The organism is Shewanella submarina (assembly GCF_042646185.1).
Classification (GTDB): Bacteria; Pseudomonadota; Gammaproteobacteria; order Enterobacterales; family Shewanellaceae; genus Shewanella; species Shewanella corallii.
Genome location: NZ_JBHRTD010000018.1, coordinates 1031994 through 1045803 on the forward strand (window position 1 = coordinate 1031994; position 13810 = coordinate 1045803).

12 protein-coding genes are annotated in these 13810 nt (G+C 51.4%); 7 read left to right on the forward strand and 5 right to left on the reverse strand.

Annotation, left to right across the window (positions count from 1 at the left end):
- Nucleotide 1 precedes the first annotated feature (1 nt).
- From cydB to ACFOE0_RS21625, 3 genes are all read left to right on the forward strand, one after another.
- A complete protein-coding gene (gene cydB, locus ACFOE0_RS21615) occupies nucleotides 2–1138 on the forward strand; it encodes a cytochrome d ubiquinol oxidase subunit II (protein ID WP_248934599.1) in 1137 nt (378 codons plus the stop codon).
- A 17-nt stretch (nucleotides 1139–1155) separates the two neighbouring features.
- Complete coding sequence (cydX, locus tag ACFOE0_RS21620; protein ID WP_248934600.1) at nucleotides 1156–1272, forward strand: cytochrome bd-I oxidase subunit CydX; 117 nt, start codon at nucleotides 1156–1158, stop codon at nucleotides 1270–1272.
- Nucleotides 1273–1489: 217 nt separating this feature from the next.
- A complete protein-coding gene (locus ACFOE0_RS21625; protein WP_248934601.1) occupies nucleotides 1490–1735 on the forward strand; it encodes a YdcH family protein in 246 nt (81 codons plus the stop codon).
- Here ACFOE0_RS21625 and ACFOE0_RS21630 read toward each other — a convergent pair.
- Both ACFOE0_RS21630 and ACFOE0_RS21635 read right to left on the reverse strand, forming a co-directional pair.
- On the reverse strand, nucleotides 1732–4797 hold the full coding sequence (locus ACFOE0_RS21630) for an efflux RND transporter permease subunit (RefSeq protein WP_248934602.1): 3066 nt from the start codon (nucleotides 4795–4797) through the stop codon (nucleotides 1732–1734). The genes ACFOE0_RS21625 and ACFOE0_RS21630 overlap by 4 nt on opposite strands.
- A gap of 2 nt (nucleotides 4798–4799) precedes the next feature.
- Complete coding sequence (locus ACFOE0_RS21635; RefSeq protein ID WP_380712809.1) at nucleotides 4800–5861, reverse strand: efflux RND transporter periplasmic adaptor subunit; 1062 nt, start codon at nucleotides 5859–5861, stop codon at nucleotides 4800–4802.
- A gap of 235 nt (nucleotides 5862–6096) precedes the next feature.
- Here ACFOE0_RS21635 and ACFOE0_RS21640 point away from each other — a divergent pair, with 235 nt between their 5' ends.
- Complete coding sequence (locus tag ACFOE0_RS21640) at nucleotides 6097–6708, forward strand: TetR/AcrR family transcriptional regulator (protein WP_248934604.1); 612 nt, start codon at nucleotides 6097–6099, stop codon at nucleotides 6706–6708.
- A gap of 62 nt (nucleotides 6709–6770) precedes the next feature.
- Nucleotides 6771–7634: a DUF6268 family outer membrane beta-barrel protein gene (locus ACFOE0_RS21645; RefSeq protein ID WP_248934605.1), complete on the forward strand. Its 864-nt coding sequence runs from the start codon at nucleotides 6771–6773 to the stop codon at nucleotides 7632–7634.
- A 17-nt stretch (nucleotides 7635–7651) separates the two neighbouring features.
- Here ACFOE0_RS21645 and ACFOE0_RS21650 read toward each other — a convergent pair whose 3' ends face one another.
- From ACFOE0_RS21650 to ACFOE0_RS21660, 3 genes are all read right to left on the reverse strand, one after another.
- Nucleotides 7652–8212, reverse strand: a complete 561-nt coding sequence (locus ACFOE0_RS21650; protein WP_248934606.1) for a chalcone isomerase family protein — start codon at nucleotides 8210–8212, stop codon at nucleotides 7652–7654.
- Between the two features lie 105 nt (nucleotides 8213–8317).
- Complete coding sequence (locus ACFOE0_RS21655; RefSeq protein WP_248934607.1) at nucleotides 8318–8797, reverse strand: DUF2947 domain-containing protein; 480 nt, start codon at nucleotides 8795–8797, stop codon at nucleotides 8318–8320.
- 106 nt (nucleotides 8798–8903) lie between these two features.
- Nucleotides 8904–11354 carry a motility associated factor glycosyltransferase family protein gene (locus ACFOE0_RS21660; protein ID WP_248934608.1) on the reverse strand — a complete coding sequence of 817 codons (2451 nt, stop codon included), beginning with the start codon at nucleotides 11352–11354 and terminating at the stop codon, nucleotides 8904–8906.
- A 292-nt stretch (nucleotides 11355–11646) separates the two neighbouring features.
- Between ACFOE0_RS21660 and pseB the strand changes: the two genes are divergently transcribed.
- Complete coding sequence (gene pseB / locus ACFOE0_RS21665) at nucleotides 11647–12642, forward strand: UDP-N-acetylglucosamine 4,6-dehydratase (inverting) (RefSeq protein ID WP_248934609.1); 996 nt, start codon at nucleotides 11647–11649, stop codon at nucleotides 12640–12642.
- Entirely contained in the window at nucleotides 12639–13784 is a 1146-nt protein-coding gene (gene pseC, locus ACFOE0_RS21670) for a UDP-4-amino-4,6-dideoxy-N-acetyl-beta-L-altrosamine transaminase (RefSeq protein ID WP_248934610.1), read from the forward strand. Before pseB ends, pseC begins: the two co-directional genes overlap by 4 nt.
- Nucleotides 13785–13810 lie beyond the last annotated feature (26 nt).

Here is a 13810-nt window from a genome sequence, read left to right on the forward strand (position 1 = left end):
TATGTTTGACTATGAAACGTTAAGGCTCATCTGGTGGGCGCTGATCGGTGTACTCTTTATCGGTTTTGCGGTAACAGACGGATTCGATATGGGGGTAGGTGCCTTGCTGCCTGTCCTTGGCCGGGACGACACTGAACGGCGGGTGATGATCAATACTGTTGCACCGCACTGGGACGGCAACCAGGTGTGGTTGATCACCGCTGGTGGCGCCTTGTTTGCCGCCTGGCCAACTGTCTATGCTGTGTCATTCTCCGGCTTCTATGTGGCCATGATTCTGGTGCTGCTGGCACTGTACCTGCGCCCGGTGGGATTTGATTATCGCTCTAAGCTGGATAATCCAAAGTGGCGCAAAAGCTGGGACTGGGCGCTGTTCTTTGGCAGCGTTATTCCGCCGCTGATTATCGGTGTGGCGTTCGGTAATTTGCTGCAGGGCGTGCCGTTTCGTTTTGACGAGTACTTGCGTGCTTACTACGAAGGTAATTTGCTGGGCCTGCTCAATGGCTTTGGTATTCTTGCCGGCCTGGTGTCTGTGTCCATGTTTATGATGCAGGGTGCCTGCTGGTTGCAGATGAAAACCGAAGGCGATCTGCGGGCGCGTGCCGCCAAAGCCGCCCAGGCTGCTGCGGTAGTGATGGCGATTCTGTTTGCTATGGCTGGCTTGTGGTTGTCCCATATGAATGGCTATGTCGTGACCTCAGTTATTGATACCGCTGCAGCATCCGACCCCGCAGCCAAAACCGTCGAGATAGTTGCTGGTGCCTGGCTGGCAAACTATGACCTCTATCCTGCGACTATGCTGTTCCCTGTGCTGGGTTTGGTGATGCCCATGTTGGTGATTCTGGCCAGTCTGGTTAAGCGTTCCGGCTTTGCGTTCCTGTTCAGCTCCTTTGCTGTTGCCGGGGTAATACTCACCTGTGGCGCAGCCATGTTCCCATTCGTGATGCCATCATCACTGGAACCCAATGTGAGCCTGACCATGTGGGATGCCACTGCCAGTCAACTCACACTGACAGTGATGACCTGGGCAGCGATTATCTTTGTGCCCATTGTACTGAGCTACACCATCTGGACCTATTTCAAGATGTATGGCCGCCTGAGCCGTCAGTACGTTGAAGACAACAAGACTTCACTCTACTGATTAAGGAGAAGATGTATATGTGGTATTTCACCTGGATTTTAGGCGTATTGCTGGCCTGTTCATTCGGAATCATCAACGCCCTGTGGCTTGAGACTACCGAAAACAGGGATAGAAAAGGCGGTTTGGAAAGCTAGCTTTTGTGTTTTTGTGGTCTGCTGGGAGTGTCATCTGGCGCTCCCTGCTTTCGTTTGAACTGGCGAAGATTATGCCAACTTGTTGAAGAAATTATCAAAACTATGAACCGGGCCGTAACCCTGTATTAAATTGCGAACAGGCACTAGGGCACAGGGATTTTCCCTGATAGCATGAGTGTGTGTTTTTTAGTCAACCAAGACGATTAAGGAGCGTGCCATGTTGGGAGAAAATCACTCACTTACCCATGACTTCCCTGAGTTTACCGATCTTATCCATCAACTTACCAAATCCAATGAACACTTCGCCCACAGGTCCCGGCGCTATCACGAACTAGATAAAGAAATCCGCACCCTGGAACTGAATGATGTTCCCACATCTGACGAGCGCTTTATTGCGTTGAAGGCAGAGCGGGTGGAGCTCAAAGATGAACTCCACCATATGTTAACCCAACATTCCAGTTAGGCCGTTTGCGCCCGCAGTTGACGGGCCGATGGCTTCATCCACAGGCGGTACATTACCGGCACCCAGACAAGTGATAACAGGGTGGTCAGTAAGGTGCCGCCGGCAATGGCAATAGCGAAAGGTGGCCAGAAGCCGCCACCTGCCATAATCAGAGGCAAAAAGCCGCCTACCGTGGTGATGGTAGTCGAACCAATATGACGACCACAGGTTGCCACGGTGGCCGTAATTAATTCAGGTTGTCCCAGCCTGGCATCCGGGGTGTCTTCCAGCTCCGCCAGAATCACAATAGCAGCGTTAATCGCCAGTCCCATCAAACCCAGCAAACCGATAATCACGGTAAAGCCAAACGGGTAGCCAAACAGATACACCATCAGGAGTCCCAACCCCGCACTTTGCAATGCGCTGAGCAGTATGATGCCGGTCAGGCGGAATGAGTTAAACGACAGAACCAGAGTGGTCAGCAGGGCGGTGACAACCAGCACGATATTGGACATCAGGTTGCCCACGGCTTCATCCCGTTTGGCGCTCTCACCACCCACTTCAATATGGTATCCCGCCGGGATGTCCATCTCAGCAAGGCCGGGTTTAACGGCTTCCAGTACCTTGGCGGGCAGCACATCTGCAGTGATATAGGCTTCTATGGTGTTGACCCTTTCACCATTACGGCGGGGTATCGCCCCGCGACTGACCTGAATATCCACTTCACTCAGGGCCGACAGCGGAATACCTGAACCAGCGTTTGAGATCAGCATCAGCTCACTGAGGCGGCTGGCTTCGGTCCTTTGCTCCTCGCCCAGACGCACCCGCACCGGTAAAGACTGGGTCTGTTCGAGTATGCTGCCACCGGTCAGGCCTGTGGTGGACATCTGGATCTGATTGGCAATGTCGGTAAGAGACAGACCACTGGCCAGGCCTGCATCTTCATCAATCTGGAACCACACCTTGGGGGCGCCAGCACTCAGGGTTCCCCGGGTTTGAATAACATCCGGGGTGGCGGCAAGCAGGCCACGAACTTGTTCACCCAGGGCGGTGAGGGTATCCAGATTTGGACCATAAACCCGGATTTCGACCGGGGCGTTGAATGGCGGGCCCTGCTCAAGTTTGCGCACTAATATCTGGGCTTCGGGGAAGGCTTGATCCAACTCCATCTGCAATTGAGGTATCAGCTCATTGGCAGTATCAAAATCGCTGACCTTTACCATGGCTTGGGCATAGTTTGCAGCTCCTTGCTGGCGCTGAGTCATGTTGTAGTAGAAGGAGGGGAAGTTACCCCCTACCACCCAATCGATTCTCTGCACTTCCTGGTGGGCTGCCATCCGCTCCTGCATGGTATGGATAAGGCTGAGGGTATTGTCCAGGCTCGATTGGGGAGCCAGATACACCTCAATCTGGAACATATCTCTGTCAGATGGGGGAAAGAACTGCTCTGTCATTTTGCTGGCGGCCCAGAAGCCGGTCAGGGGCAGAATGCCGATGGCCAGCGCTGCGAAAACAGGTTTACGCAGCGCAAACAGCAAGCTGGCACGGTAGGCACTGGCCAGCCAGGGCAGTTCAATGCCGGATTCATACCAGTGATGGTGGTTGGTGCAACTGGTAAAGCGTCCCGCCAGACCGGCCACCAGGGTATGAGAGATAAGGTAAGAGCCCAGCAGGGCAAACATCACTGAGATAGCGATGCCGCCGACAAACTCACCTGCTGCGCCCGGCATAAGAACAATGGGGGCAAATGCCAGCATGGTGGTAATGGTTGAACCCGCCAGTGGCAGCCACAGATGTTTAAGGGTAGCTGTCACTGCATCTATGGCTGTTTGTCCGTCACGCCTGCGCTGGGCGATGGCATCGACAATTACAATGGCGTTATCCACCATAATACCCAGCGCCACAACCAGACCGGTAATGGACATCTGGTGAATTGGCAGACCCACAAACTTCATGCAGGCCAGGGTGAACAGGGCGGTTAAGGGCAGGGAGATGGCAACCACCAAAGCATTTTTCAGCCCCAGGGTCAGCATGAGTACGGCCAGAATCAGTCCAAAGCCAATTAACAGGCTCTGAACCAACTCAGACAAACGGATATTGGTATAGCTTTCCTGTTCGAACAGCCATTCCACCTTGATATTGGTCGGCAGGTTGGCTTCGAAATTGGCTATGGTGTCTCTCACTTTGGCCTGCCAGATATCGACCCGGGTGTTGCTCAGCATACGGGCTGACACCAGAATGCCCTGTTTGCCGTCAATCAGAGCAATGCTGTTGGCCGGGGTCCTGACCTGCCGTTCCACTGTGGCGACATCGCCAAGACGGATAACCTGACCCGAGCTGTCGATTTTCAGTGGCACCTTGCGGATACGGGCAAGGGAATCAAGCTCACCGGATACTTCCACCAAAGCACGGAAGTGCTGGTTCATCATCTCACCGGCACTGACCTTGGTATCTGCGTTGTTGAGCGCCGCAGCCACAGCTGCCGGGGTCAGACCCAGTTGATTGATCTTGACGCCATCGAGCTCAACCAGCACTTCCTCTACCGGCTCGCCGTCCAACAGGGCAAAGTCGGTGCCCGACAGTAGCCGCAGTCTGTTTTGCAACTCGATAGCGTAACGGTTGAGAATATCCGGCTGCACATCACCGGCACCTTGCCAGCTCAGTCCCAGGATAACCGTATTGGCGAAGCCGAACTGGTCATTGAGTATGGTGTTCTGGGCAGGGGCGGGCAGCAGGTGCTGGCTGTCACCAACCAGATCTCTGGCCCGGGACCAGACGGGATCGGTATTGATAATCTCATCTTTAAGCTCCAGCTGGATAACTGAAATGCCCGGCCTGGAGGTGGACATAACCAGCTTAACTTCTTCCAGTCGGCGCAGCTCCTGCTCCAGCACTTCTGTGACCAGCACTTCAACCCGCTCAGCGGACGCGCCCGGATATTGGGTGATGACAGATGCAAAACGATTGGTGATGTCAGGGTCTTCCATGCGGGGCAGGGTATTGATAGCCCCAAGCCCTGCCACCAGTAACAGCGCAATAATCAGGCTGGCCAGGCGACCGTTTTCAATCAACGACTTGACCATAGCTACCTCGCCGCAACCGGGTTAACCGGATTGACCTGCTGGCCCGATACCAATTTGTGCAGGCCGTTGGCGACCACACGCTCACCGTCAGACAGTGCGCCCTGCAGGTAAGCTCTTTGCTTGTCAGTGTAGAGGATCTCTACATCCCGGCGCTCCACAAATTTGCCGTCTTGTCGGCTATCTACCACGTAGATATTCCAGCGACCCCGCACGCCATCGGTCAAGGCACTGACAGGTACCCAAAAGCCAGGTGCCGCTATGGTCTTACGATAATCCAGGTAGGCGAGTTCGCCGTTGAATACTCTGGCATCCAGCGGCAGCGACATTCTCAGCTCAACAGTACGGGTAACCGGGTTAACTTCTGCGCTGATCCCTTCTATGGTGGCATTAAATATCTGCTCGCCAACGGTCAGCGGCAGGGTTTTGCCATTATTCAGTTCCCGGGCGACATCGACCGGTACGCCGATATAAGCCTTGGGGTTGCCCTCTTCGACCAGAGTAAATACCGGACTGCCCTGAGGAACGACTTCACCCAGGTTGTATTGGCGTTTGGACAGGGCGGCGCTGAATGGCGCGATAAGTGTGGATTTCTGTAATCTCAGCTCGGTGGCAGACTTTGACGCCAGTAGTCTTTGTCTGGCGGCCTGCAGGCTTTGTTGCTGACCTTTAACTTCATCCAGCTGCTGGGCTGATACATAGCTTTCCTTGCTGAGTTCTTCACTGCGATCCAGTGTCCTTTGTGCCAGCGCCAGATCTGACTCATTCTGGGCCAGTGCGGCGGTAATCTCTTTCAATTCAGCCTGCAGCAGAGAGGTGTCCAGCTGAGCCAATACCTGTCCTTTGCGCACCCGATCGCCTGTATCTGCGGTTAAAGCATCCAGCTTTCCCGCCAGCTCAAATGCCAGACCTGTTGTATTTCCGGCTCTGACAGTCCCGGTAAAGGTCTGCGCGTGCTCGTATGCCGGAACCTGTTTCAGTTCAAGAGTATTGACGCTGGGCAGGGTGATAGCCGCCTGGGCAGGTGTGGCTGCGGTTTGTTCACCGCAACCGGCAAGGCTCATCATAGCCAGTAACAGAGCGGCACCTGTGCTGTTTCTGCGGCAGCGGGCGCTGCTGAAAGAGGTGCGAAGAAGGGCTGAAAACTTAATGTCCATGGCCGGAATATCCATAAAGGCTATAGTTACACAAAGGTTAAATTAGACTAAACAGTCTAGTTACATCAAACTGGACTGTCTAGTCTAGTTTGTGCTTAAATGTGACCTAATTGTTTAAATCCTGAAATATAAGAGAGTTAGCATTATGTCGACAGTGGCTGTCAGCCGCAGCGCGCAGAAACGCCAACAGATACTCAGCAGTGCCATTGAGCTGTTTACCAGTCAGGGTTTGCCTAATACCAGTATGGACGAAGTCGCTAAGCATGCCGGGGTATCAAAGCAAACTGTATACGCTCATTTCGGCAGTAAGGATGAACTTTTTGTTGCGGCGATTGAGTCCAAGTGTGATGTGCACCAGGTGAGTGAGGATATGTTGTCCGATCCCACCAGCCCGGAGCAAACACTGGCCTGCTTTGCCCGTCACTTCGGTGAGATGATAGTGTCTCCTGAAAGTATGCATGTCTTTAAAACCTGTGTGTCACAGGCTGATACTCACCCGGAGATCTCCAGACTTTTCTATGATGCGGGACCTGCCAATGTGCTTGGCCTGTTAGCCGGTTATCTGGCCGAGGTGGAAAAGCACGGTCAGTATCGGTTTGGTAACTGTCACCACGGCGCCATTCGCCTGTGTCTTATGCTGTTTGGCGAGATGAAGCTCAAGTTGGAGCTTGGGTTGGATACGTCAGATTTGGAAGCCGAGCGGGAAGCCTATGTGATGGATACCGCGGCGATGTTCTTAAAAGCTCACCGCTGCTGAACCGAACCTTGAAGCTGTACGTATTACTCCAGTTACGGGGTTTTCTATAGGGACCAATTAATATGTTAATCAGAGTGTTGTGTCTCGCTGCAACGGCGACATCCGTCTCTTTCCTGGCCGACGCCAGACCTGCTCATATCAAACCTTTTTCTATTACCGTCAGCCATATTCAATCAGAGGACGCCACGCTCCCGGGTGGTAATGAACTCGCTCGTCAGAGTACCAATCTGGAGTTGAGTGCCGGAGCGCGATTTTCCCAAAACTGGGTAGCAGGTATATCGGTCGGTGCTGACTGGCTGGATTATTCCACCCGGACGCCGCTGGCCTATTCAATGGGATGGGATGAGATCCAGCGATACCACGCTGGTGTCTTTGTCCGGTATCAGGCCAACGAGCATTGGAGCTTTATGGCAGCGCCCAAATTACAATATGCCTGGGCTGACGGCGCCAATCGCAGTGATGCCATCTCCTATGGTGTGGTGATGTCCGGTATGTATAGATTTGACTCCGGCAATACGTTGGGGCTGGGTGTGGCTTATCTCAATGATATTGAAGAGGTCAGAACCATTCCTTATCTCGCCATCGACTGGAAACTGACTGAGCGCTGGAGTATCGCCAATCCCTTCCAGGCAGGATTCAGTGGCCCTGCGGGGTTGGAGCTGAGATATGACCTGTCTGATGAGTGGCAGTTTGGTTTGGGCAACTCACGCCGTACCACCCGGTTTTTGACCACCCTTGAAGGGGAGGAAGCGGCAGAGCTTGAAGAGTGGGTTGGTTTTGGTCGTGCCACCTGGCAGATGAATGATGCCATGACCCTGAGCGCTTTGGCGGGCTTCTATTTTGACTCGGAACTTGAAGTGGGCAGGGTGAAGCAGGAACTCGACAGCCAGGCGGCAGTGGCGCTGGCGGTCAAGTTCGCTTTCTAGCGGGATAAGAGTGCAGATTACTCGCCCAGCATAGCCTCTTTCAGGCTGTCCTGGGCAGGCTCATCGCCCAACCAGATTTTCAGCAGAGCGAGACGGAAAGCTTCGCCATCAATGGTGCTCAGCAACTTGCCATTTTTATAGCTGGTGACACTGCCTTCGCTGGTCAGGAAGCTGAACTGATCACCCTCTTTAATCGGCTCGGCAAACATCGCCATAAAGGTATCAATCTGGGCTTTAATCGGGCTGATATCACCATCCGTTGCCAGGTCGAAACCTTCGTTAATCGCATCCTGCATTTTCTCGGCAGTGATCAAGCCAGAGGTGATATTCAGACGCACCATAGATGAAGGCTGGGCCAGAACCTGCTCAAGAGTGTGGGCAGACTTTGGCAGATACAGGCTGCCTACATACAGGTCCATAAAGAACTTACTGCGTACGCCTGCGCCATTCAGGGCCAGTTGGGAATCCTGCATCATAACTGAGCCGGGCAGTTGAATACCGGCAACATTGGTGACAGCCAGCGCAGAGCCGGAAAACAGCAGGGCGGAAACTAACGACAGTGAACAGAGGGACTTCATATAACCTCTTGGAATACTTGAGTTGTTGAGATAGTTATTGGTATGCCAAACACACAAAAACCGAGACTGCAGTAGTCCCGGTTTTTGGTAATGTCTGACGCTGGCTCAGCCGCGAGAGCCCATATTAAATGTTCCATCCTGATGGAACATCACGGCTTGTCTGTCTTTCGGTGAGATCAGCAATGGACCATCATCAAAGAACAGAAAACACTTCCAGTTACGGGCAAACACATCCCAACGGGTTTCAATCACCTGGTACTTTTCATAACAGAAAAACACCTGAGTATCGCCCTCCCATTGAATAAACTCTTCCAGCGCCAGTGGCAGTTCAGGTTCATCCGCATCCCATGCACCTTGCCATTCATCAGTCTTGGTCCAGGCTTTGGGTTTGGTGGCCCAGTCTCCTTTGCTGAATTTATCCGGAGTTGCACACTTATCGCTGATCAGGTTGTTCCAAACCTGCATGGCACTTTTGTCGCTCAAAGGTTTAATCAGTGCTTTATCTTCGTCAGTGACGGGCAAATCTTTGTGATTAAAAATCCACTTGCGCTTGTACTGGTCCAGCGGAATATAGGTGTGGCTCAAGCCGTTCTCCGGAATGTGAGTGCAAAAATTTGCCTGCATTATACTGACACATCTGAGATTACTCCATCCTCATACTATCGCAGGGATGGAGTTAATCTGCGGCATGTCACTGTTGCGCCAGAGCTCTTGATAATTCAGTGACATACTGCTCTGCCAGTTTGTTTTCAGGGTCGGCCTGCAGCGCCTGTTGGTACACGGTGAGAGCATCCTGATACTGCTCAAGTTGCAATAGCATCTCCCCAAGGCGGCACCATGATGAGCTGTCTGAGGGATGTTTATTGAGATACTCCAGCCAGGTTTCCAGCGACGCAGGATAGTCTTTCTTAATCTTCAGCACCTGAGCCAGTTGGGGCAGGTACTCATCAGAGAGAGGCGTCAGTGTCCGCAGTCCCTGCTCGGCGGCATCCAGTTGTCCGGTATTGAGAGCCATGAGTACCATTTGCTTGTTTTCCAACTCTCCCCGCCAGCTGTCAGGCAGCTTTGCAAGGACATCGAACGCAGATTGGAAATCCCCTTCAAGCTGATGCAAATGGCTTTTTGCTCTGGCACTCAGGACTTTCGACTCATCTGAAGTTTGATAGGTATCCAGTGCATTGATTAGTTGGGTCAGCCCTACACGATTTTCGGTCTCGACCAGGGAATGAATTTTCTGAGGGACCATCTCCAGTCCCCAACTGGTGAGCTTTTCATTGGTAAATTTGTGTCGTAGCGTTTCCTGTTTACTGGATTCCTCGATTTGCTTCAGCTCTGCAAGTAATTGCTGTTGCTCTTCAGTAAAACCATCCAGCCAGTCAGGGTTTGCTGCCGTCACCATGTCCAACCGTCGGGGTTGATTGAACCTGATCCAATCCTTCAGCAACAAGGTGGCATCAGGCTTGGTTCTTTGCTCCTCGACTCTCACTTCAATGTGTTTTATGGCGTCACCCAGGCTTGCCTGTATGGACTTGGCTACATTTTTCATTGCCTGATAGTAGTCCCGGTACATGGTGGTGATCTCAGTCTGATCCCAGTGATTAGCATTACGGGTGGAGAGGAAACGGCTGAAATCGGCGTAGCCATAGAACTTCATAAATTTCATCTGAGCAGGGTATTTGGTTGTCAGTTCCTGCTCGAGGAGATTGAGTTTGTCCTCTGTCGCAGGAAGCTGCTGGGCATAAGACAATGCTTTTTCGGCCAGCTTTTCTACCTGCCCGTACTTTTTATTGACGCTGCTTATCTGCGTTTTGAGCTGAATTAACTGCTCTTTGTCTGCCCTGTGTTGGAAGCTGCTTCTGATATCTGCCAGTACCGCCTGTTTGTCGACTTCCGGGGTAAGGCTTATCTCTGCCGGTGACTGATAGGATATGCCGGATATCTGTGCTGCAAACTCAGACAGGTTGATGACTTGAGTGTCTTTGAGTCGCTCAGTTTGTTGTTGAAGCGATTTCATTGCTTCTGCCAACTGGGCTGTGGTCTCTGCTTTATGCCCTGAATTGGTATCGACCCATACACCAATTTTACTGATGTCTGGCCCCATCTTACCTTCCAGGCTTCCCGATGCATGGGACACCCCTTGAGGAGACCAGCACATGTCTACACCGAGTAAGAATATATTTTTAAATCCGAGGCTTCCGGCAGTCCATATAGCAGCATTACTGACAGTAGGGCCAGCGGTTTCGATATTGTTATCTGACTCCCATGGGACTCTGGAACCGGTATAGAACTGGGCGCCACGCCATTGGCCAACGAGGGAAGGAACCGCGTGGTCGGCATTGATAAAAATGGTGGACTCGGGTAACTCAAGCATCTCTTTGCTGACAGTAAAGCTGACCCCCTGCGGGTCTACGCTGACCACAAAATCAACCTGGACTCCTGCTTGTTGCAATTGATGAGCTGCGCGGGATACCGCTATGGTGTAGAGCGACGCCTGATTCTCTCTAAGCCAGTCCAGATGGGTATCCAAAGAGGGGCCACCGCCAACAACAATGCAGTTCTGCTTGGTGAATCTGCCCTTCAATTGACTCACAGGGTGCAGGTTGTCACAGAGGTTGATCAGTTGCTTGTGGACAAAATTCTTCTGGTTCAGGTTTACACTGACATCAAAAACAGCCTTGTCGGCGATATTGTTGGAGACAGTCTTCAGGGATTGGTAAGCGTCACAATAGGATTTTTTCGCCCCTTGAGACTCATACAGGCGAAGCTTATTTTTGAGGATGTAGATACTGTTACAGTCCTCTTGAAGCAGTGCAGCAAGCTCCTCGTGTTGGATAATCCTTAGCTCAGACTGGTACTCCTGTGGGATTTCTATATTCAGGGTTTGCAGAACCGAATCCAATTCCACAAAAATAAAACGGCTGTTTTGAAGATCAGCGTTTTCCAGTACGTAATTCGCCAGCAGTCCTGAGTCGGTACCCACAACTATATTCAGGTAGCCGTCGTTCAGCAGATCATTGTACTTATCGTTAAAGACCTTTGAGGACTCTCGTGCCTCAAATTGCTGCCGATTGATGGAGGGCAGATAGACTTCTCCAAAGGGGCTGACGGCAAATTCCAGCTGTTGCGTATTGACCACTGACATATCATCTCCATCTATCATGCCCGCGAATGGCGGTGCCTGAATCTGTCAAACTTGCTTATTTACATATCTCAAAGCAAAAATCGCACCACAGGGGAGTTAAAGCACTTAAAGAAAAATAACCTATGGGTCGCCTTAATCATTGACGCCAGCTAAAGCATAGCCATAAGTCGATTTTTCATCACTAAAATCATGAGCTAAGCTTACTAGACAATTGATTGGCATAGAGTATGCTTCGTGATTATTGCTGCCACGTTTTTGACAGTGCTGAAAACAACCTAGTGGAAGACTGAATATGTTTGACAACAAGTCGATATTGATCACCGGTGGCACAGGCTCATTCGGACAAAAATATACCAAGACGCTATTGGAGCGTTATAACCCAAAGCGACTGATTATTTTGTCTCGGGATGAGCTTAAGCAGTTTGAAATGCAACAGAAATATCATGCTCCCTGCATGCGCTATTTCATCGGTGATGTCAGAGATGTTGAACGTCTGAAGCAGGCATTCAGAGGTGTGGATTATGTGATTCATGCGGCGGCTCTGAAACAGGTTCCGTCAGCCGAATACAATCCCATGGAATGTATTAAAACCAATATTAATGGTGCCGAAAACGTAATTCAGGCAGCCATTGCCAATAACGTCAAAAAAGTTATTGCACTATCAACCGATAAGGCTGCAAACCCAATCAACCTTTATGGTGCCACCAAGCTGGCATCAGACAAGCTGTTTGTCGCCGCCAATAATATGGTGGGGCAGGGCGAAACCCGTTTTGCAGCAGTGCGCTATGGCAACGTAGTCGGCAGTCGTGGCAGTGTTGTGCCTTTCTTCAAGTCAAAAATTGCCGAGGGCGCAGAGAGTTTGCCCATTACCCACCCGGATATGACCCGATTCTGGATTACCTTGCAAGACGGTGTTGACTTTGTTCTTAAGAACTTTGCCCGTATGCAGGGGGGCGAGATCTTCGTGCCCAAAATTCCGTCAGTTCGTATCACTGAACTGGCGTCTGCCTATGCACCAGATATGCGACAGGAAATTGTCGGTATTCGCCCAGGTGAGAAGATGCACGAAATTATGTGTCCTGCAGATGATTCTCATCATACGATAGAATTTGATGATCACTTCGTTATTTCGCCAAGTATCAAGTTTTTCGGCAGAGAGACAGACTTCTATACCAATGCATTGGGTGAAGCGGGTGTACCGGTTCCTGAGGGATATGAATATAACTCAGGCACCAATCCTCGTTTCCTGAGTACAGACGAAATTCTGGCGCTGGACTGCCCATCATGATCCCCTATGGAAAGCAGGATCTGAATCAGAGTGATATTGATGCTGTTGTCGACGTACTCAAATCCAATTGGTTGACTCAGGGACCTCAGGTTCCGGCTTTTGAACAGTCCATTTGCGACTATACCGGGGCCCGGCACGCCATTGCGGTTAACAGCGCAACCTCTGCTTTGCATATCGCTTGTCTCGCTCTGGATATAGGGCCGGGAGACAGGGTATGGACATCTCCCATTACCTTCGTCGCGTCCGCCAACTGCGCGCTCTACTGTGGGGCAGAGGTTGACTTTGTCGATGTCGATGAAGCCACTGGCAATATGTGTCCCGCCGCTCTGGCGTCAAAACTGGCGCAGGCAAAACAGGCTGGTACTCTGCCCAGGGTGGTTATTCCTGTGCATCTGTGTGGTCACAGTTGTGATATGCAGGCTATCGCTGAACTCGCCAAAGAGTATGGGTTCAGGGTGATTGAGGACGCCTCCCATGGCATCGGCGGCAGTTATCAAGGGCATAAGCTGGGCAGTTGTGAGTTCTCTGATATCACTGTATTCAGCTTCCATCCGGTAAAAATCATCACCAGTGCTGAAGGCGGTGTGGCCACAACAAATTGTGCAAGTCTGGCGCAGAAGATGGCTATGTTCCGCAGTCATGGCATCATTCGCGATGCCGGTGAGATGCTGCGTCCGGATGAAGGGGACTGGTATTACGAGCAGCACCAGCTGGGATTTAATTATCGAATGACAGATATGCAGGCTGCACTGGGCCTGAGTCAAATGTCCCGGCTGGATGAGTTCGTTGCTCAGCGCAATACTCTGGCGCAGCAGTATGATGAATTGTTGGCTGAACTCCCGGTTACTCAGGTAGCGCCTTTGCCGGATTCATTCAGTGCAAGACACTTGCAGGTGGTGCGGTTGCACAATGCAGCTGACAGAAAGTCAGTTTTCAATGCGATGCGAGAAAGGGCGATTCATGTTCATGTGCACTATTTTCCGGTGTATTTGCAGCCTTACTATCTGAATCTGGGATTCACAGAAGGTTACTGCGAAAATGCGGAGCGTTTTTATCAGTCAATTCTGACTTTGCCTCTTTACCCCAACTTAACCAATGACGAGTTGAGCCATATTGCAGAATCTCTTGCTGAGTGTCTGTAAACCTATATAACTAAGGCCAGCCTTAT